Genomic DNA, 21670 nt, shown 5'->3' on the forward strand with positions numbered 1-21670 from the left:
TCAGATCAATGTATTCAAGATTCGTGCTTTAAATTGCACAAAGCACTCTCACTGTGGAAATTACTGAATGATTGATGCTGTTTTTATTTTCTATGCCATCTGTTTACACACAGATGCTCTAAAGATCAGGACATGACGCTCAACTTCCGCCTTGCTCAATATCAACTAATCAAAGCACCTCAAATTCAATACGTCGATTTTTCTTACGTCCTTGTGGCGTTGTATTGTCTGCGACAGGCTGATTAGAACCTTGACCTTCGGTGCTTAAATGCGTTATCGCAATACCTTTATCGATCAAATAATTTTTTACCGCGCCTGCACGTGATTGGCTTAACACTATATTTTTATGCGCATCGCCCGAACTGTCTGTATGTCCAACAATTTTCACTTTTTTGGTGCCAACTTGCTTCAATGCCACAGCCATTTCATCCAGAATTTTTTGCCCTACGTCAGTCAAAATTGCACTGCCCGATTCAAACTCAACAATCCTGTTTTTGAGCGCAGCATCCAGCATTTTTTGTTCATACTGACTCCCCGAAAGCTGTGTGTTCAAACGATAAGGCTGCTGTACCAAAGCCTGAAAATTTGCTGTCGTGGCTTGAATTTGATGAGCAGCACTCACCTTTCCTATCAAATCAATTTGAGTCCCTTTCACACGTAACTGCCCTTGCGAAATCTTTTTTAAATCCGCTGTAATCATACGCGAAACTGAGTCATCCCAACCATTCGGTGCAGCAACTGCACGGACTTGAATTTTATCTAACACCTGCGACTCACCATACACAGCTTGCATTTTCGCCAAAATGGCTTGTTTACTTGCTTCGTTTGGCACCACACCTTCTATAACAATGGGCGCTGCATAGATCAAATGACTTTGGACTAAAAAACACAAGCCAATAAGTAGACTTACGCGAATACGTTTTTGATTATTTTTCATATTTATTTATCTAAAAAAGTTTGCCTAAACAGCTTCAAGGCTTGGTTAAGATTTAACTGCCGCTGACAAAGTAATTGTTCCAATGTTGCAAGACCTGCATTTTGTTCTAAATAAGCATCAATCCAAGTGGCTTGAATTAAAGAAACCCAATGTTCACCCTGCATATTTTGAATAAATAGATCGCGCAGCGTCATGACATCAGCCCCCTGAAAATCAATGATCAAAATGGGTGCCTCAAAATGTAGTATCCCCAGCAAAATTTCAGTATGATGCGCGCCTAAAAACCGCCCGATCATGCCCATCCAAAATGCTGCGATTTCAAAGCAATATCGCGGATGATTCAGCGGTAAAATCATCACTTTGTTTAAACGACGAGTGCCATTTTTGAGGACGGGTTGCAGTAAAAGTCCCAACCCAATCATACTCTGAGCCAAGTCATTGACACTGATTTTCATTAATTGTGCCAATGAATGCGTGCTGTGTTTTTCATAAAAGTCTTGGTATTCTTCTGCACTCAAAAGTTGAACCCTATTCGGCAATTGATTCAACAGTTCAAATGACATATTGGGATCACGGATATTGCTTAAGACCTGATTGCGTTGCAATAAATCAGTCCAAATAGCTTTGTAAAAAAACGGCACAAATAATAACTTTTGACTCGGCTGTTCGACCTCAAACAACTGCCCCAGTAGCATTGGAAATGCCCGCCCCGAGCTATCTTGGCTCGCCTTTAAATTAACAGCTAAAAACATTGGTTCTGCTGGATGGGCAATCAAAAAATCTAAAGCAGGCAAAGTTGCATAACGCTGTTTAAAATCTGCGCTCTGCATGGCATGTTCCAGTGCATTACTAATCCACTGATCGAGCTGCTGAATGAGTTCCGATTGCCCTTTAGACTTTATAAAATCACCACGGGCAGGTATTTTTCCATAATATAAAGGTACGGTTTTTACTGCTTGCATACCCACCACGCCTTTTGCCAAGTGTTATTTCTCTTGATCATTGCGGAACGCCTCCCACTTGTGCAGACATTGTAGTTTTAGACTGCGTAGCCGCTGTTTGTGCGGGACTCATTGCTGTCGTTTGTGCAGCAACCACAAGAAGTGCTTTGGTCGTGGTGACTTGATCGACCAACTGCAACCCCACATAACCACGACTTGAACCAATATTGCCCGAGCTATGTCCGCTAATGAGTCGGAAATTCACTTTTAAAGATAAAGATGGTTCCGTTTTACTGACCCAAGTCATTTCAAAGTGACCGTTTTGCTCTTTGCGCTGTGCAGCATCAATTAAACGGTTAATGCCATATTCGCCCGGTGCTTCAAAAATAGTATGCGACTGACCGTTTAAATCGACTGCACTAATACGCACGCCGGGAATTGCGCCTGGATTGGGCCACACAAAGTTGACCCATTGTTGAATTCCATTTTCAAACTGCATTCGCTGACCATCAATATCGATGCTATACGATAAAAATTGTGGGTGCTGTAATGGATAAAATTGGAAATTGGATTGATTTGAAACAGCAGATGTTGCAGGCTGATCTAAACGTCCTGTTGCCATACCATGAATTGGCGCAACATATTGCGGAAATGCCATCACAAACTGAGGATTTAAATTTAAGCCTAAATCTTTCCATGTTTTTGAAGTTAAGACATAACCACGACGAATCAACAACGGATCTAAAGTGTCTTTGACAAAGCCAGCAATACTTCCTGTTTCACCAAAAATTTGTCCCATTTCCTGACTGGTTGCCTGTAAAGTCCCCCCTGAATGAAATGGATATTTCTGACCTAAATGTGTTGCAAACGGTTGATAGGCTTGAATACGCCATAATTTATTAATTTCATCTTGTGTCGGTACAATTAAACTTGCAAAAGATTGAGTTAGCGGTGTCATCAACAGTTTTTGTAATAATTGTTGGTCAGCCTCTTTTAAACCCACCATCATTTTTTCATCGACATATTTTTGCGTTGTATTAAAGACCGAGTTTTGATCATGGATGGTTTGTTTGAACAATGCCATTGCACTTGGTCCAATTTCCCCTGCCGTTTGAAGATCATTTAACTTGCTGCGCACCTGTGCAAGGTTGTTCATATACACATCAAACAGAGATTGATCCTGTAAATCGTCACGTTTACGCAGCAGTTGATAAAACATTTGGTATTCTTGAGAAATCGCACCTTGCGCTTTTAGAGCTGCCTGCGCTGCAGCTTTGTCATTAGATTGACGCAGCACTTTGTCTTTAAACCACGCCATAAATCCTTGTTCAGGCACAGCAAGTTCAGCTTGCACAATTGGATTATCCCAATTGGTTTCCACTGCAATACGTTGCAATAACTTGCGAATTGGCGAGTTTTGCGGCTCTCCCAACAGATCAAGCTGTTTCACTTGCTGATTGAACTGATCTGTTTTTGCATAATGGATGCCATTTAGAAATTTCTTCCATTCACTCACATATTCTTGCTGATACAAGCTCAGCAATTGTTTACGGATTTGTTCAGGACTTCCTGAAAAAGTTAGATCATCCGACTGATGACTATTGAGCACCCAATCTTTGCTGTCCGTTGGCTGATTGGCTACCTGATCAATGGCTTGTTCGACATATTCATTCCACGCCTGCTGCGTAAAAATACCAGGCAAAGCATGACTGCCTAAAACAATGCGACTGTGTTGCTCCCCCACAATTTGACTGACCGTAAGTGCAGGAAAACGTACTGCTGCACGCATTTTTATTTCGTTATATACCCGATCTCGTGCAGGCATTCCCTGAATGACCGACAACAGCACTTGACGAGTTTGATCGACCATTTGTGCATCGCTTTCCAGTACAGGAAAATCGTCCTGATGAGCGAGTGTCATGGCATAAGACAGGATTTTTTCTGCCTGCTGAATCATGTCCGTACGTGGCATTTCTCCACGATGGGCATCCAACCAAGTGCGCCAAAAACGTGAAATCTGATCACTTAAATGACTGCTCTCCCGATATTCAGGATTCGTCAGCATTAAATAAGCCTTTAACGCATTATAAGCATCTTGCGGATTTTGCACGGAAGGCTCTAAATATGGTTGAGTTTTCGCAACTTGCTGCGTTTTTGCATGTATATGATGCGCTTTGAGTGTTGCCGCATCTTGTTGGACACGCTGTAAGTATTGCGCGATATTTTGCTGGGTTGGCAACAATACAATCTGCTGAACGCCTTTTAGATATTCAACTTTGAGCTATTCGCGTAACTTCTTGCCCTGATATAAGCCAAAACTGAACTTAAGTGGACGTTGTTCGGAAAACCCATCCAACTGTTGCAGACGTGCTTGTAAAATTAATAAGCTTTCGAGTTGTGTGGATAAAACCTGTCCAAAAGTTTTTTCCAGTCGTATAACTTGATCTAAGTCTGCCTGAACATCGGCAATGAGTTGTTGGTTATGACGATATGACCACACCCAAACACTGAGCAACAATCCAACACCAAGTAATGCAGCAGTAAACGCCATATATCGCTGACGTTTTTTCGCAGGATTAATATGTTGTTTCACCAAATGTTGATCACGCAAAATCACATTGGAAAACAAACCTTGTAAAAAATAACCATGATTTGGGGCAATCGAACTTTTTTCTTCGTCCTGAAAAGGGCTTGCAAGCTGCTGCAGTTGAAATTCTTGTGCAATACTTTCTGTCATCGGGCTTTCGATGCTGCATTCCTGTAAAGCACTGGTAAAATAAAAACCTCGAAAAACAGGTTGGAATTGATACGGATTATCTTCAAATAAAGTACCAATAAAACTTTTTAATGCTGGCTTTAAGGTTTTAAATTCCATCGGGTGAGAGTTATCGTTTGAAGGATAAAAAAAGAATAGGGATTCAGCCACAGGTTGAAACTTAATACGAGATCAAAGGGGTCAGTTTTAAATTGCCGTTGACAGAGTTCTTGAAAGGCTGGCAGGGCTATCTAGTCTGTGATGATTACAGTGGTTATAAAGCACGCTTCAAATCAGGCCAGGTCATTGAGGTGGGCTGCATGGCCCATGCACGTCGTAAATTCCATGAACTGCATGTGACCGGGAAAAGTCAGGTCGCTGAACAGGCATTAGTGCTGATTCAGAAACTGTATGCCATAGAAGCAGAACTCAGGAAAAAGACGGATGGTACAGCGGAAGACCGCCGCGAATACCGACAACAGCATAGCCAACCGGTGATGCAACAACTATATGAATGGCTCAACCAACATCATCTGACGGTGCCATCGAGTTCTCCCACCGCCAAGGCCATCAATTACACTCTGAAGCGTTGGCCAGCCTTAAGCCGTTATCTGGATGATGGCAATCTACCGATATGCAACAATTGGGTAGAGAATCAGATGCGTCCCTGGGCGTTGGGGCGCAAGAACTGGCTGTTTGCAGGTTCGCTGCGCAGTGGTCAGCGAGCGGCGAATATCATGACTTTAATCCAGTCAGCAAAGCTGAATGGCTTGGATCCGTATGCCTATTTAAGTGATGTGCTGAAAAGGCTGCCGACACATAAAGTGACCCAAATTGAAGAATTGCTGCCGCACCGCTGGAAACCTGAATCGAATTAAAAAAAGCTATGGGGTTCAGCGGATGCTTACTGTACTGAAAAGGCTGCCGACGCATAAAGCGACCCAAATAGAAGAATTACTGCCACATCGCTGGAAATCCAACTCAAATTAAAAAATAGGCATGGGGTTCAGCGGACGCTTACATTTAATTTTTCTAGCCCGTTGAAAAGCATTACAATTGATCGCCATTTGTTCAATATTTGAAGGAAGTACTTGTAATAACTGTTGAAAATGAATCATGATACGCCACGGTAGTTGTGTTTTGTGTTAGCGCATTAATAAATACAACCACCTTTTTTATTTTTCAAGCGATAATTATAATATATTTCAACAATTTAAGCCTTAAGTTGGCGCGTATGCCATCATGGGTCTTATGCACCTTGTTCTTCATATCATAAAATTTTTCATCGGTGCCATAGAGATCAATAGCTACATACTTCAAAAGCCCTTCCCAATTAAAAGAGTTATTTAAATATCGAAGACTTAGACCAGTACCCACAAATAAAACTGGGTGATTCTTGTAACTACTAACAAACTCAAAAATGTCCATAACTTAACTTCTAAATTGTTGTTCTGAAGATAAGCACATCTTATATATTAGAAACAATTCAAGCAATTTGATAATTAGTATTTCAAAATTAAATATTTTTTGCTTACTACAGGCTTACGTTGCATAACCCTAGAAACAACAAAGCCCTGAATATGTCAGGGCTAAGTCATTGATATTTGGCGGAAGCGGTGAGATTCGAACTCACGGAGGACTCGCGCCCTCGTCGGTTTTCAAGACCGGTGCATTAAACCGCTCTGCCACGCTTCCATGTGGGCCATGATACGAAGCTTTTGATTTGATGACAAGTAAAAAATACCACTCAAGCACTCAAGTGAATATTGTTTCACCAAATCAGCGCTAAAGTTCATCAAAACAACAGCATAGCCACCTCACTTTTTAAAGTTTAGCAGCCAATTCAGCCCCTTCACGAATCGCACGTTTTGCATCTAACTCTGCAGCAAGCTTTGCACCACCAATAATATGATAGTTAGCCAAAGTATTTTCATCTGCCGCAGGCATTAAATCTTTAACCGACTCCTGCCCTGCACAGACTACAATGCTATCTACACGTAACAATTGGTCTTGACCTGCCATTTCAATCCACAAGCCTTCATTGCTGATGGCTTTATATTGCACACCACGTAGCATACGCACCGCATGTTTTTTCAACTGTGCACGATGTACCCATCCTGAAGTTTTACCCAAACCTGCACCTAAAGCTGTCGTCTTACGTTGCAATAAATAAATTTCACGGACTGGGGGATGAACTTCTGGAGCAAGCATACCACCTTCAGTCACATAGTTAGGATTCGGATCGACTCCCCACTCACGCTGCCAATCTGCCAAAGGCTGCGGTTGTGGCTGATGTTCAGGTTTCAGTAAAAACTCCGACACATCAAAACCGATACCGCCTGCACCAATCACAGCGACTTTTTGTCCAACAGGTGCACCACGTAATACTTCTGCATAAGACAATACTTGCGGTGCATCGCTGCCTTCAATTTTTAAAGCACGTGGTACTACACCTGTTGCAATGACCACTTCATCAAAACCTTCACGTTCGAGTTGCTCGCGGTTGACTTTGGTATTTAAACGCAAATCGACCCCAGTTTTTTCAATTTGCACTTTAAAGTAGCGAATGGTTTCGTGAAATTCTTCTTTGCCCGGCACGACTTTTGCCAAGTTGAATTGACCGCCCACTTCGTTGCTGGCTTCAAATAAAGTCACATGGTGCCCACGACTAGCAGCAACTGTAGCAGCAGACATTCCCGCAACACCACCACCGACAACTGCAATACGCTTCGGTTGCTTGGTTTTTTCATAGACCAATTCAGTTTCATAGGCTGCACGCGGATTGACCAAACAAGTCGCACGCTGATTTTTAAAGGTATGATCTAAACACGCTTGGTTACAGGCAATACAGGTGTTAATTTCATTGACACGATTGGTCGCAGTTTTATTGACCCAAAACGCATCTGCCAACAATGGTCGTGCCATTTGAATCATATCAGCTTTACCCGCTGCCAATATTTCTTCTGCAGTATCAGGCATATTAATACGGTTGGATGCAATTACAGGAATCTCAACGTGTTTTTTCACTTCTGCGGTGTAATCAACAAAAGCTGCGCGTGGCACAGAAGTCACGATGGTTGGAATGCGCGCTTCATGCCAGCCAATCCCTGTATTGAGCAAGTTCACACCCGCATGCTCTAAGGCTTTGGCAACGGTAATCACTTCGTGCATGGTATTGCCATCGTGGACTAAATCCAGCATCGACAAGCGGAAGCAGATAATAAATTTTTCACCCACTTCGGCGCGAATGGCTTTGACTACTTCTAAAGCAAAACGCATACGGTTTTCAATCGTACCGCCCCATTGGTCTTCACGCTGATTCACATGACGGCTTAAAAACTGATTCAGTAAATAGCCTTCCGAACCCATAATTTCGACACCATCGTAGCCTGCCATTTTGGCTAAACTAGCTGTTTTCGCATAATCTTCAATGGTATTTAAAATTTGTCTTTCACTCATTTTACGTGGTTTAAATGGTGAAATTGGAGATTTAATCGGACTTGCAGACACCACAAATGGTTGATAACCATAGCGTCCTGAATGCAGAATTTGCATTAAAATTTTCGCACCATGCTTATGTACGGCATGTGTCACTAATCGATGTGGTGCAACATCGCCCAATGTATTCATAGTACCGCCCGCAGGCAATAACCAGCCTTGACGGTTAGGTGAAATACCACCTGTAATAATTAAACCCACGCCACCTTTGGCACGTTCGCCAAAATAAGCAGCCAGTTTTGGATAATTATAAAAACGATCTTCCAAACCCGTGTGCATTGAACCCATCACGACACGGTTTTTAATGGTGGTAAATCCTAAATGTAATGGTTTTAGAATATTTGCATAGCGAGTTGTCATGATGAGTCCTTATATAATGAGCTTTGCAACTTGTTGCATGAATACTTTAACCGATTTTTATAAACTGTTTATGACTCTAAAGTTCGACTGTGTGGCGCAAACGTCAATTTATAGGGTCTGTTGACACTTCTTCTATGTTTGCGACGTGAGAGATATATCTCGCAAGGTTTTTTAGCTGATATAAGGCATGAGGCAGGAAATTTAATCATTCTAAATGACTGACTCATAACGCAATAGCAGCAAAAAATATGCTTGTCCCCTTGCGCAGCAAACAAAGCAGTGCTTTGTTCTTGCTCATGTGGCTAAAACTTTCTCAGATTGCGTTATGAAACTTGGCAATAGACCCTAACTATTCTTGATATAAACTTGATATAAAACCGCCCAAAAGTAAAAGTGATTTTATTCTGCACCATCCCAATTGCAGGTTTTGATCTTCAACATCTATACCAAGTTTGCCATTTCTAAATGAAAATTTAAGCCTGAACCTGATTTTTTTATCAAATGCGCTTTTTTAACGAAAACAAGCATTTTAAAGAGTGCTATAATTTGCAGTTTAGAATTCTCCTTGGCCACCAAATGTGGTGCCTATTTTAAAAAAGTTAGGACTAGCAATGACTGATAATGCAACTATCTTGCAGAATGTACCAGTAGGCAAAAAAGTCGGTATCGCCTTTTCTGGTGGTCTAGATACTTCAGCTGCTTTATTGTGGATGAAGCAAAAAGGCGCTGAACCATATGCGTATACCGCAAACTTGGGTCAGCCAGATGAAGATGACTATGATGCCATTCCAAAGAAAGCCGAAGAATACGGTGCGGTAAAAGCAGTCTTGGTTGACTGCCGTATGCAGTTGGCTTTGGAAGGTATTGCTGCCATCCAATGTGGTGCATTCCATATCAGCACAGGCGGTATACCTTACTTTAACACCACCCCGCTTGGTCGTGCAGTAACAGGTACAATGCTAGTGACTGCCATGAAAGAAGATGACGTAAACATCTGGGGTGATGGTTCAACCTATAAAGGTAACGATATTGAGCGTTTCTATCGTTATGGTTTATTGACTAATCCTGCGCTTAAAATTTATAAGCCGTGGTTAGACCAAACCTTTATTGATGAATTAGGCGGTCGTGCGGAAATGTCACAATTCCTTATCGACAATGGTTTTGACTATAAAATGTCAAAAGAAAAAGCTTATTCAACTGACTCAAACATGCTAGGTGCAACACACGAAGCGAAAGACCTTGAGTACCTAGATGCTGGCATCAAAATCGTTGATCCAATCATGGGCGTGGCGTTCTGGAAAGATGACGTTGAAGTTAAAGCCGAAGAAGTGTCGGTTACCTTTGAAGAAGGTATGCCAGTTGCATTAAACGGTCAGCGTTTTGAAAACCCTGTTGAGTTGATTCTTGAAGCGAACCGTATTGGTGGTCGTCATGGTTTGGGGATGTCTGACCAAATCGAAAACCGTATTATTGAAGCAAAATCTCGCGGTATTTATGAAGCACCAGGCATGGCGTTATTGCACATTGCTTATGAGCGTTTGGTTACGGGTATTCACAACGAAGATACTATTGAACAATACCGCATTAACGGTTTACGTTTAGGTCGTTTATTGTATCAAGGTCGTTGGTTCGATTCTCAAGCGTTAATGTTACGTGAAACTGCGCAGCGTTGGGTGGCTAAAGCAATTACTGGTACAGTGACTTTAGAATTACGTCGTGGTAATGACTATACCATTATGAACACTGAATCTCCGAACCTCACTTATGAAGCTGAGCGTTTAACTATGGAGAAAGGTGATTCAATGTTTACGCCAATGGATCGTATTGGTCAGTTAACTATGCGTAACCTAGACATTACCGATACACGCGCTAAATTGGGTCTTTATACCAATTCTGGCTTATTGTCGATTGGTTCAGGTTCTGCAGTGCCACAATTGAAAGACAAAAACAAATAATCACTTGGTGATGATTTTGTGAAATCGAAAGCCGCTCAAATTGAGCGGCTTTTTTATGTTTGTTTAAACATGAGGACTAAACAATTCATACTAAATGAAAGCTGCAATAGAAAAATTTACAGCACTTCTTCCACCTGCAAAGTGTGGTAATAAATTTGATTACGTCCCAACTGTTTCGCACGGTACAAGGCTTGGTCTGCACGTTGTAAGAAATCGCTTTTAAAAATGTCCGCCTCACCTTTATAGACGGTAAAGCCCAAACTGATGGTGACATTACTGTCAACCAAAGATTGACTATGTGGAATCGCTAAACGCTCAACCGCTTTAAAAATATTGGAAGCCACAGCATACGCACCATGCGCATCGGTTTCTGGCAATAACACCACAAATTCTTCACCACCATAACGCGCAACAAAATCCATGTGACGAATTGAGTCTTTAATGGATTTGGCAATCGCTGAAATGACTTCATCTCCCTTTTGATGCCCATAATGATCGTTATATTTTTTAAAAAAATCGACATCGATAAAGAGTAAAGACAATGGCACTTCATCATGCCGTGCCTGTTCGAAATAGCTGTCCAGCATTTCATCAAAAGTACGTCTGTTGGATACTTTAGTCAGCGCGTCATGCTGACTTAAATGCAACAATTCTTCAGCATGAATACGGTTAATTTTTTCACTAAGTCGGGCTTGGTGCATGACCAAAAAAATCATCCGCTCACGGGTACACAGCATTTTACTGATTAAAAAACCCACTACCGTACTGCCAACCAACACCCGCCCCATCACCATCACATCAATTGGAATATACAAGGTTAATAGCATAATCATGGCAACCACAGCCGCCATTAACCCAGTCAGCAGCATGTGAAACGGCTTCACCCCCGTCAGTACAAAACCCATAATATAAATCATGCTGATGATCATCATGGCTTGGTGTCTAAACACTTCGGTATGCACCGTCATGGTCAGCCAGGTCATCGACACAATGGCCCAAAAAATCATAGCCATGGCGGCATAGGCATAATACGGGCGCAAAATTTTATAATGGGCAAAAAAGAACAGGGTCAGTAAGCAAAACGCGCCATTGACCAAGCCTAGTAAAGAGTGGATAAAATCGTGTTTAAAAAAATTACGATCAATAATCCAATAATCCCCAGTAATCATCAGCACGGTGATAATAAAGTAGATGAGTACGCCCGACCAAAAATATTGGTTAATGTTGTGCCGAGCTTGTTCAAGATGCTGTTGCCAAAACTCAACTTCCAGTTGTTTCGGAAAAACCTGCCCCGCACGTTTACGTTGACGTTTAATCAACTCTTCATTTTTTTCTTTGTCGTACTGTAGCTTGGCTAACTTATATTTGTATTCCATGGATGCTTTAAATTCCATTTAATCACGATTGTTGCACAGCAAAACTGTAACAACCTGAATATAATTTTTTTAGTGGTTTAAAAATAACACAATGTCGAAACAATTAATTCAGGCATTTCTATTTTTTATGGCTTTCGACGTTACCATTTTAACATTTATAGATTATCATCTGTTTTATTTTTCAGACTGGCAGCGCCTTGAATACGATTACTCTTATCCAGCCAGATGACTGGCATGCTCATTTACGTGATGGTTTAGCACTACAACGTACTGTTCCCGATCTTGCCAAGCAATTTTCACGCGCAATTTGTATGCCTAACCTTGTTCCACCAGTAAAAACGGTAGAAGAAGCGGAAGCGTATCGTGAACGCATCATGGCACACGTCCCTGAAGGTGTAAATTTTGATCCGCGTATGGTGTTGTATTTTACCGATCAAACCTCTCCCGAAGAAGTCAAGAAAATTAAAGCCTCTGCGCATGTGAATGCCATTAAACTTTACCCTGCTGGCGCGACCACCAATTCAGACAATGGGGTGAGCGACATTCGTAAAGTATATGCGGTGATTGAGCAACTTGAAGAACAACAAGTGCCATTATTACTGCACGGCGAAGTCACGCACAATCATGTCGATATTTTTGACCGTGAAAAACGTTTCTTAGATGAAGTGCTTTCACCATTATTACAACAATTTCCAAACCTAAAATTGGTGCTTGAACACATTACGACCTCTGAGGCAGCGCAATTTGTTTTAGAACAAGGCCGTAATGTCGCAGCAACCATTACCCCGCAACATTTATTATTTAACCGTAATGATATGTTGGTAGGTGGCGTAAAACCGCATTTCTATTGTTTGCCTATTTTAAAGCGTCAAACCCATCAACAAACTTTATTGGAAGTTGCGACTAGCGGAAATCCTAAGTTTTTCTTAGGGACAGATAGCGCACCGCACTCAAAAAATGCCAAAGAAAATGCATGTGGCTGTGCAGGCTGCTATAGTGCGCCTACGGCAATTGAGCTTTATGCACAAGCTTTTGATCAAGTTGGACGTATTGACCGCTTAGAAGGCTTTGCAAGCTTCTTTGGTGCAGATTTTTATGGTTTGCCGCGTAATACCAACACCATTACTTTGGTGAAAGAAGAGCAAATCATTCCAACCAGTTTAGACTACTTGGATGGTGAACAAATTATTCCGTTATATGCGGGTAAAACCATTCAATGGAGAAAAGTGTGACAGATACAACTTTGCCCGTGATGGGGCAACGTTTTCGTGGTTTTTTGCCTGTGGTGGTCGATGTGGAAACCGCAGGCTTTAATGCCCAAACCGATGCTTTGTTGGAAATTGCTGCCATTCCAATTATTTATGATGCGGATGGCAAATTTGTACCAGGTGAAGCGTATCATGCGCATATCAACCCGTTTGAAGGGGCAAATTTAGACCGTCGTTCGTTGGACTTTATTGGGATTGATCCTTTCAACCCTATGCGTATGGCTATGGCTGAAGATGAAAAAACCGCATTAAAACGGATTTTCAAATCAGTCAATGAAGTGCGTCGCCAACAGAATTGTACCCATGCCATTTTGGTCGGTCACAATGCGCATTTCGATTTAGGCTTTGTACAAGCAGCCATTGCCCGCACAGGCACGAAAAACCAAAACCCATTCCACAGCTTTTCAGTGTTTGATACAGTGACTTTAAGTGCGGTGATGTTTGGTCAAACGGTGCTGGCAAAATCATGCATTCAGGCAGGTATTGAGTTTGATGGCAAAGAAGCTCATTCAGCTTTATACGATACGCAAAAAACTGCAGAGCTGTTTTGTTTTATTCTAAATAAACTTGCGCCGCACATGGTAGAGAACTTACTCAACCCAGATCAATAATACGATTTGTACTCGAACATTGAGATGTTTACAGGATGACAGACTGCGTTTGTCGTCCTGTTTTCTTTTTAGTGTTGTGGTTTTGATTCGTGCTTTTCAACCACAAGACTGAGCATCAAAATGATTTTTACTGCGAATCAGCTTTTATGCATGCAGTCTTTTGAGCTGGCTTTGGTTATAATGGCAATATTCCAATTTGTGTTATTGATTCTGCCATGTTGAAAAAAATTGTCTTGGTTTTGGTCATTCTCGCGCCTTCTGCGTTGTATCTTTATATTGTGAATCGTGAGCCTGCTCAACCTAAACCAAGCACTCAACCCGCAGCCACACAAACAACAACCACTGAAAAGCAATATCAAACCCCTGATCATTAAAATGATGCACCGTATTCAAATTTACATGCACTGATTTATTTTTAAAGATGTATTATTTTTTAAGCAAATAACAAATAGTGCGGCAGTTTTTTTAGATTTAGGTTTGACACTGTCGCTAAAAATTCATAATATACGCATCACCTCGCAACGTCCCTATCGTCTAGAGGCCTAGGACATCGCCCTTTCACGGCGGTAACCGGGGTTCGAATCCCCGTAGGGACGCCATTTATCGTGCTATACGATCATTTCTAATCCAAATTTATTATTTCAAGATTGCAGATTTGTAGTTTTTCTCTACAATACTTCGCTTCATTTCATTTTTTCTCCTATCACTTATGCCGTCATCGAATCATCAAAATGATGCTGTGCATCAAGGCAATACTATGCCTTTAAAACGTGCGATGAGCACTCGACATTTGGTTATGATTTCACTGGGCGGTGCTATTGGCACAGGTCTATTTTTAGGCTCAGGTGAAGTCATTGCACAAACAGGCCCCGTTGGCGCCATCATCGCTTATATTTTTGGTGGTTTAATTGCCTATATGGTGATGCTGTGTTTGGGCGAGCTTGCCGTACACATGCCTGTTTCAGGTTCATTTGGGGCATACGCCAAACAATATATTGGACCTGGCACGGGCTATACCATCACTTGGTTATATTGGCTCACGTGGTCGGTCACTTTAGGCACAGAATTTACCGCCGCTGCGTTGCTAATGCAGGAATGGTTCCCGCATATTTCCATGTGGATTTGGACACTGATTTTTGGTGGCGTTGTATTTGGTTTGAATATGATTTCCACGCGCTTGTTTGCAGAATCTGAGTTTTGGCTATCTTTGGTCAAAGTCGTGACTGTCATTGCCTTTATCGTTTTGGGTTTAATGGCAATTTTAGGTGCTGTGTCTTATCAAGGTTATACCTCTGCACCTTTATTTAGCAATTTAACCGCACAAGGTTGGTTTCCTGAAGGGCTATTCCCTATTTTTGCCACCATGTTAATTGTTAATTTCGCCTTTTCAGGTACAGAGTTGATTGGTGTTGCCGCAGGTGAAACCAAAGACCCTGCCAAAAACGTGCCTAAAGCAATCAATACCGCAATTTTCCGTCTGTTGATTTTCTTTGTAGGTACCATTGTGGTGATTAGTGCCTTGCTACCACATCAGGCTGCAGGTTTGGCTGCAGAAGGTGTAAGCAGCAGTCCTTTTGTAACGGTGTTTAATCAGATTGGTATTCCTTATGCGGAAGATATTATTCGTTTTGTGATTATCACAGCGTTACTCTCTGCAGCGAACTCAGGTTTATTTGCAGCTTCACGAATGATGTGGTCGCTCTCACACCAAAAGCAATTACCACAGATTTTTTCTAAGGTGAATGCGCGTGGTATTCCTTATATTGCAGTCATGGTCACCATGCTCGGTGCAATGCCAGGTTTATTGTCTGAACAATTTGCGCCTGAAACCATCTTTAAAAACCTCTTGGGTGTGGCTGCATTTACCATGGTCGTGGTCTGGATGAGCATTTGTTTAAGCCAGTTTAACTTCCGTCGCCAATGGTATAAACAAGGTAAAACCGTGCAGGACTTAGGTTTTGCTGCACCGCTATTTCCAATAGTGCCTATTTTAGGTTTTGTGTTCTGTTTTATTACTTGCTTAAGTATGGTGTTTGACCCTGAAATGCTGGCAGGTTTTATTGGCTGTATGATTTTTATTGTGTTGTGCTATCTCAGTTATTACATGATTTATCACAAAAAATCATAATGCTTTTTTAGCGATGATGTAAAACAATAGGGGCGATCTTCGGATTGCCTTGTTTTTTGAGTTGTGTTGATTAGCAATGAATACTGCAAAATACAAAGAAAATCATGCTGCTCTAATAAATGTGTCCATTTAAAAATAACTTGAAAAGCATGATTTTTACCGCTTCAAACGTATCACGACAGCAGAATAGTTTTAATTTTATTCAGTTGAACATTTTTTTCAGAATTATTGCAGAAAAGCGTTTGACACCCCCCCTTATACGCCCTATTATACGCCCACCTCTGAAACGTCCCTATCGTCTAGAGGCCTAGGACATCGCCCTTTCACGGCGGTAACCGGGGTTCGAATCCCCGTAGGGACGCCAATTTCAGAAGTAGATATTTTTTTAAGTCCCTATCGTCTAGAGGCCTAGGACATCGCCCTTTCACGGCGGTAACCGGGGTTCGAATCCCCGTAGGGACGCCATATTCTCAACAACTGCATTGGTTGTTACATGGTTTAAAAATATAAACTTCTATTTGTCCCTATCGTCTAGAGGCCTAGGACATCGCCCTTTCACGGCGGTAACCGGGGTTCGAATCCCCGTAGGGACGCCATATTCGAGATGTTTACATCTCAACAAAAAGCCCAATCAATATGACTTGGGCTTTTTGCTATCTAACGCATTAGTTTTATATTTCAATCTGTGCGGACTGATTCAAAAACCATAGTTTAAGCTTTGAATCCGTCCACTGAGGTTTGAAAAATACGAATCAAGCTGATTTACGTGAGTTGACCTGTCCTTTAATCACCGCAGTTAAATTGCCTTTTAAATATTTGAAAAAGACTTTTAAAGGCGAGAGTTTCGGGTTTGGACGCTTGCCTTGTGCAATTGCTTTGAACTGCGCGGCATACCAAATAATTTCCATAATTGCCATTTTATCAATCATCGGGATACCAGTTTTAATTTTATCGACCCCGTAACGTACATCTTGACCCGCCAACAAACGGTTGGCTAAATCGGTTTCTACCGCAAATGGTCGGGCGATCCCAATAAAGTCACATGCACCACTGTCCAAAGCAGCATTCATGGCAACTACCGTTCTAAAACCACCTGTCACCATTAAGTGGCATTTCACCTGACTGCGAATCAATTCCGCAAAAGATAAAAAATAGGCTTCACGGGCAATGGTACTTGGTTTACATTTATCAGCTTTAGAGCCTGCCATCGCGGGTGCTTCATAAGTACCACCTGAAATTTCAATCATATCTATACCTGCTTCATCCATGGCTGTAAACACGCTAATCACTTCTTCTTCAGTGATGCCGCCACGTTGAAAATCTGCAGAGTTTAGTTTGACTGATACAATAAAATTGTCTGAGGTCGCTGCACGTACCGCTTGATAAATTTGCATCAAAAAGCGCATACGGTTTTCAATATTGCCGCCCCATTGGTCTTGGCGTTTATTGGTCAGTGGCGATAAAAACTGGCTGATCAAATAGCCATGCGCACCATGCAGTTGAATCCCTTCAAAGCCCGCTTGCTCACAAATCTGTGCAGCTTTGGCAAAACGCTGAATAATATCGAGGATTTCATCTTCATGTAGTTCACGTGGTGTACCAAAACTCAAAGCTAAACTTGGACTAAAAGGCACAGCCGAAGGTGCAACCGTTTCTTTATTCAAACCTTTCGGACATTGCCGCCCAGGATGTGACAACTGTACCAATTGCACCATGCCATAACGTTTACCAACTTCTGCCCACTGTTTGAGCTTTTCTATATCTCGGTCTGATTCAATTCCCACAACACCCGGTTCATTTTTGGCACGTAAATCGACCATTACGTTGCCAGTGATGGCACAGCCCAAACCACCTTTTGCCCATGCTTCATATAGACCTAAATGCAGGCTATTCGGCTGCCCTGCCGTGTTGGCAAGCGCCTCACTCATCGCGCCTTTAATGATGCGATTTTTAAACATGGTATTACGAATCTGAATTGTTTCGGCAAGATGGCTCATACACTGTTCCGTATTGTGTTTTATTGGTCTTTTTTACTCTAAAGATTTTTCGGAACAGGTCAATGCCATTTTGACAAATCTTATTGTCAAAATGGTAAAACAAGTCAGCCAGCCGAAATAGCTGTTTAAAAATATTGAAGGTTTAATACTCACTGGCAGCAATCAATTGACGGGTATATTCTGTTTGCGGATGGCTAAATAACTGTACAGTATCTTGAAATTCCATGACTTTCGCTTGATGCAGCACCAACACTTTTTGACACAGTGCTTTCACCACTTGCAAATCGTGGCTAATAAACAAATAGCTCATCTGTTCTTGCTGCTGCAAACGGCGTAACAGCTGCACGACAGCACGTTGCGTGGTACGGTCTAAGGCAGAAGTCGGCTCATCCATAATTAACAGTTTAGGACGCAGCACCAACGCGCGTGCTAATGCAATCCGTTGACGTTGCCCACCCGACAATTCATGCGGATAGCGTTGTTTAAAACTCACAGGCAATTCCACTTTGCTTAGAGCTTCATCAATGCGCTGGATGATTTCAGGCTTGGACAATTGTTGCAATGCCAAACCCTCACCAATGGTTTGCTCCACATTTAAACGTGGATTTAAGCTGCTAAACGGGTCTTGAAATACAATTTGAAACTGCTGACGTAAGGGACGCAATTGGCGTTCATTCAGTTGATTCAGATCTTGCCCAAGTAGTTCAATTTTTCCCTCACTTTCAATCAATCGTGCAATTGCAAGTGCCAATGAACTTTTACCCGAACCACTTTCACCGACAATACCAATAGATTGACCTTGCGGAAGTTGCAAGCTTAACGGCTCAACCGCAACCACATAATCTTTAACCCGATTCAGCAAGCCTTGTTTAATCGGGAATTTCACAGCAACCTGCTCCAACTCCAAAATGGTCGGCAACTCATCAACCTGCAAAGCTTCACCAAAATCATGATTCAACAAGTTTTGGGTATAGGCTTGCTGCGGTCTATTAAAAATATCTGCCACACTGCCCTGTTCTTCGACCCGCCCCTGATTCATTACAATTACCCGATCTGCATAGTGTTTGACTAAATTCAAATCGTGGCTGATCAAAATCATGGCCATATTACGACGCACTTGCAGGCTTTTTAATAAATCCAAAATCTGCGCCTGCAAAGTCACATCTAAAGCCGTAGTTGGTTCATCAGCAATTAAAATATCGGGATCGAGTGCCAACGCCATTGCGATCATCACTCGCTGACGTTGCCCCCCAGATAATTCATGTGGATAACGCTTTAGTTTTTCTTCAGGCTGTGGAATGCCGACATCTGCAAGTAATTGCAGCACCCGAGCACGCGTTTTTTCTTTGCTCCAACCTTGGAGTAATAAACTTTCACCAATAATTTTTTCCACTCGATGCAACGGATTTAAAGCCGTCATTGGTTCCTGAAAAATCATGGCAATTTTTTGACCACGAACTTGTCGCAATTGTTGCGGTTTAAGGCGAAGTAAATCTTGTTCTGCAAAGACTGCCTGACCTTGCACCTGTAAATGTTCGGGCAATAAACCCAGCAATGCCAAACTACTAATAGATTTTCCAGAACCACTTTCACCAACCAAAGCAATGGTTTCGCCTGCATGCAGCTCAAAGTTTAAATCGTGCAATAAAACCTGTTGCTGCTGAATACGCAGATGACTGACTGTTAGCAATACTGCAGGCTGTGATGCAGTTGAAGAATTAACGTCTTGGATCGAATGCATCACGGGTCGCCTCCCCAATATAAATTAACAAGGACAGCACAATTGCTAAGGTAAAAAAGCCTGACAATGCCAACCACGGTGCATTTAAATTATTTTTACCTTGTAACAACAACTCCCCTAAAGATGCTGCATCGGGCGATAAGCCGTAACCTAAAAAATCCAGTGCGGTTAAAGCTGTAATATTGGCGGTTAGCATAAATGGCAACTGCGACAAACTCGAACTCATGGCATTGGGTAAAATATGCCGAAATATAATGGTACGATCGGTTACGCCTAAACTTCGCGCTGCACGGACATAGTCAAAATTTCGGGCGCGTAAAAATTCTGCTCGAACCAAGCCGACCAGTGTCGTCCAGCCAAATAACAGCATAATCACAAATAGCCAATACACACTTGGGGTAAACATGCTGACCAAAATCATCACCATGAACAGCATCGGTAAACCACCCCACACCTCTAAAACGCGCTGACCAATTAAATCGACCCAGCCGCCATAGTAGCCCTGAATTGCCCCGACCAAAATGCCCAAAGCTGCCGATGCAAAAGTCAATGCAAAGCCAAATAACAACGATACACGCAAGCCATATAAAATTCGCGCCAACACATCGCGCCCTTGGTCATCTGTACCTAGCCAATTTTGTGCAGTTGGTGCAGAAGGTACAGGAACGGCCAAATCTAAATTCGGGGTCTGGTAAGAAAACTCAATGAGCGGCCAAACTGCCCATCCTCGGTCTGCAATCAGTTGTTGCACCACTGGGTCTTTATAATCTGCTTCGGTTTCAAATACACCGCCAAAGGTCGTTTCAGGATAAGCCTTGAACACTGGCAGATATAAAGATTGCTCATATTTGACCAATAACGGTTTATCATTGGCAATCAGTTCTGCCGCCAAAGACAACACAAAAATAATGATAAAGACAATGAAACAACCCAAACCCAATTTATTCTGTTTAAAACGCTGCACACGCGCCTGCATGATCGGTGACATTATTTTGCCCCTCGCGATTCAAAACTAATACGTGGGTCAATCACCTGATATAACACATCGCTGATTAAGCGTAGAATTAAGCCCAATAAGGTAAAAATAAACAAAGTGCCAAAAATTACAGGATAATCACGCTGTACAATCGCCTCAAAACCAAGCAGGCCTAATCCATCTAAATTAAAAATAATTTCGATGAATAAATTCCCAACAAAGAAAATACTCACCAACGCTTCGGGTAAACCTGCAATCACAATCAGCATGGCATTACGAAACACATGCCCATATAACACACGCGATTCAGTAAGACCTTTAGAACGTGCCGCCAACACATATTGTTTGTTTAATTCTTCCATAAATGAATATTTGGTCAGATAGGTCAGCCCTGCAAAACCACCAATCACCATCGCCAATAAAGGCAAAGTCATGTGCCAAAAATAATCGGTAATTTTTCCCCACAGACTCAATTGAGCAAAGTTTTCAGACACCAAACCCTGTAAAGGAAACCACTGAAAATATGAACCGCCTGCAAAAAATACAATCAGTAAAATAGCAAAGGCAAACGCAGGAATGGCATAGCCAATCGCCAACAAAATAGAAGTGGCTTTATCAAACAACAAGCCATGCTGACGGGCTTTTTTAATGCCTAAAGGAATAGAAATTAAATAAATCAGCAAGGTGCTCCATAAACCTAAAGATAGCGATACAGGTAATTTTTCCCATAACAATTGGGTCACAGGTTTATCTTTAAAAAAGCTGGTGCCAAAATCGAACTGCACATAGCTGGTGAGCATTTGCCAAAAGCGTTCATGTGCAGGTTTATCGAATCCATATTGCGCTTCGATTTTTGCGACCATTTCATCACTTAAACCTTTAGCACCTTGATAATTGCTGCTATTGGAGGTTGCAGCAGTTTCACCGCCTGTCGCCCCCATGCCCTGAAAGGCTTCGGCTTGCTGAATCGCCTGTTCGACTGGACCGCCCGGTGCAATTTGAATCACCACAAAGTTAATCAATAAAATGAAAAACAAGGTTGGAATAATCAGGAGCAATCTTTTGAGTATGTATGTGCCCATGTACTTACCTTTTGGCAATGTTCTGGTTTATCGCAAACACTGTCA

At 41.9% G+C, this 21670-nt stretch carries 13 protein-coding genes, 5 tRNA genes and 2 pseudogenes; 10 read left to right on the forward strand and 10 right to left on the reverse strand.

The annotated features are described in order from the left end of the window. Positions 1 to 169 precede the first annotated feature (169 nt). From FTT78_RS09995 to FTT78_RS10005, 3 genes and pseudogenes are all read right to left on the reverse strand, one after another. Positions 170 to 937 (reverse strand): OmpA family protein, encoded by a 768-nt coding sequence (locus tag FTT78_RS09995; RefSeq protein WP_180044201.1) that lies wholly within the window; start codon positions 935 to 937, stop codon positions 170 to 172. Positions 938 to 939: 2 nt separating this feature from the next. Beyond that, the gene (tagF, locus tag FTT78_RS10000; protein ID WP_179994234.1) at positions 940 to 1899 is read right to left on the reverse strand and encodes a type VI secretion system-associated protein TagF; all 960 of its coding nucleotides are present in this window, start codon (positions 1897 to 1899) and stop codon (positions 940 to 942) included. Between the two features lie 37 nt (positions 1900 to 1936). Continuing rightward, positions 1937 to 4756: pseudogene (locus FTT78_RS10005) on the reverse strand (ImcF-related family protein); the annotation flags it as partial. Positions 4757 to 4857: 101 nt separating this feature from the next. On the opposite strand from FTT78_RS10005, the pseudogene FTT78_RS10015 reads away from it, so the two are divergent. Then, positions 4858 to 5511: pseudogene (locus FTT78_RS10015) on the forward strand (IS66-like element ISAba25 family transposase); the annotation flags it as partial. 727 nt (positions 5512 to 6238) lie between these two features. Here the strand turns inward: FTT78_RS10015 and FTT78_RS10020 are convergent. Together FTT78_RS10020 and FTT78_RS10025 are read right to left on the reverse strand one after the other, a co-directional pair. After that, a tRNA-Ser gene (locus FTT78_RS10020) sits at positions 6239 to 6328 on the reverse strand. Positions 6329 to 6457: 129 nt separating this feature from the next. Beyond that, a complete protein-coding gene (locus FTT78_RS10025) occupies positions 6458 to 8491 on the reverse strand; it encodes an NADPH-dependent 2,4-dienoyl-CoA reductase (RefSeq protein ID WP_004972684.1) in 2034 nt (677 codons plus the stop codon). Positions 8492 to 9102: 611 nt separating this feature from the next. On the opposite strand from FTT78_RS10025, the gene argG reads away from it, so the two are divergent. Next, positions 9103 to 10446 carry an argininosuccinate synthase gene (gene argG, locus FTT78_RS10030; RefSeq protein WP_004972682.1) on the forward strand — a complete coding sequence of 448 codons (1344 nt, stop codon included), beginning with the start codon at positions 9103 to 9105 and terminating at the stop codon, positions 10444 to 10446. A 116-nt stretch (positions 10447 to 10562) separates the two neighbouring features. Here the strand turns inward: argG and FTT78_RS10035 are convergent, their stop codons facing one another. Beyond that, entirely contained in the window at positions 10563 to 11822 is a 1260-nt protein-coding gene (locus FTT78_RS10035; protein ID WP_096902183.1) for a GGDEF domain-containing protein, read from the reverse strand. Positions 11823 to 12019: 197 nt separating this feature from the next. Between FTT78_RS10035 and pyrC the strand changes: the two genes are divergently transcribed. The 8 genes from pyrC (at position 12020) to FTT78_RS10075 (ending at position 16425) form a co-directional block, all read left to right on the forward strand. Beyond that, on the forward strand, positions 12020 to 13054 hold the full coding sequence (pyrC, locus tag FTT78_RS10040; RefSeq protein ID WP_004972678.1) for a dihydroorotase: 1035 nt from the start codon (positions 12020 to 12022) through the stop codon (positions 13052 to 13054). Further along, a complete protein-coding gene (rnt, locus tag FTT78_RS10045) occupies positions 13039 to 13701 on the forward strand; it encodes a ribonuclease T (RefSeq protein WP_131261730.1) in 663 nt (220 codons plus the stop codon). Before pyrC ends, rnt begins: the two co-directional genes overlap by 16 nt. Positions 13702 to 13916: 215 nt before the next feature. Continuing rightward, positions 13917 to 14075 carry a hypothetical protein gene (locus tag FTT78_RS10050; protein WP_004972674.1) on the forward strand — a complete coding sequence of 53 codons (159 nt, stop codon included), beginning with the start codon at positions 13917 to 13919 and terminating at the stop codon, positions 14073 to 14075. A gap of 149 nt (positions 14076 to 14224) precedes the next feature. Continuing rightward, a tRNA-Glu gene (locus FTT78_RS10055) sits at positions 14225 to 14300 on the forward strand. A gap of 110 nt (positions 14301 to 14410) precedes the next feature. After that, complete coding sequence (locus tag FTT78_RS10060; RefSeq protein ID WP_026438458.1) at positions 14411 to 15829, forward strand: amino acid permease; 1419 nt, start codon at positions 14411 to 14413, stop codon at positions 15827 to 15829. Positions 15830 to 16117: 288 nt separating this feature from the next. Further along, positions 16118 to 16193: transfer RNA gene (locus FTT78_RS10065), tRNA-Glu, on the forward strand. Between the two features lie 25 nt (positions 16194 to 16218). Then, a tRNA-Glu gene (locus FTT78_RS10070) sits at positions 16219 to 16294 on the forward strand. A gap of 55 nt (positions 16295 to 16349) precedes the next feature. Beyond that, positions 16350 to 16425: transfer RNA gene (locus tag FTT78_RS10075), tRNA-Glu, on the forward strand. Positions 16426 to 16581: 156 nt separating this feature from the next. Here the strand turns inward: FTT78_RS10075 and FTT78_RS10080 are convergent. The 4 genes from FTT78_RS10080 to FTT78_RS10095 form a co-directional block, all read right to left on the reverse strand. Next, on the reverse strand, positions 16582 to 17826 hold the full coding sequence (locus FTT78_RS10080) for an NADH:flavin oxidoreductase/NADH oxidase family protein (protein WP_180044199.1): 1245 nt from the start codon (positions 17824 to 17826) through the stop codon (positions 16582 to 16584). Positions 17827 to 17968: 142 nt separating this feature from the next. Then, positions 17969 to 19567, reverse strand: a complete 1599-nt coding sequence (locus tag FTT78_RS10085) for an ABC transporter ATP-binding protein (protein WP_179996132.1) — start codon at positions 19565 to 19567, stop codon at positions 17969 to 17971. Further along, on the reverse strand, positions 19545 to 20555 hold the full coding sequence (locus tag FTT78_RS10090; protein ID WP_180044197.1) for an ABC transporter permease: 1011 nt from the start codon (positions 20553 to 20555) through the stop codon (positions 19545 to 19547). The genes FTT78_RS10085 and FTT78_RS10090 overlap by 23 nt, the downstream gene beginning before the upstream one ends. Next, entirely contained in the window at positions 20555 to 21625 is a 1071-nt protein-coding gene (locus tag FTT78_RS10095; RefSeq protein ID WP_004972662.1) for a microcin C ABC transporter permease YejB, read from the reverse strand. The genes FTT78_RS10090 and FTT78_RS10095 overlap by 1 nt, the downstream gene beginning before the upstream one ends. Between the last annotated feature and the right edge of the window lie 45 nt (positions 21626 to 21670).

The sequence above is a fragment of the Acinetobacter sp. YH01011 genome (genome assembly GCF_013420785.1).
Classification (GTDB): Bacteria; Pseudomonadota; Gammaproteobacteria; order Pseudomonadales; family Moraxellaceae; genus Acinetobacter; species Acinetobacter towneri.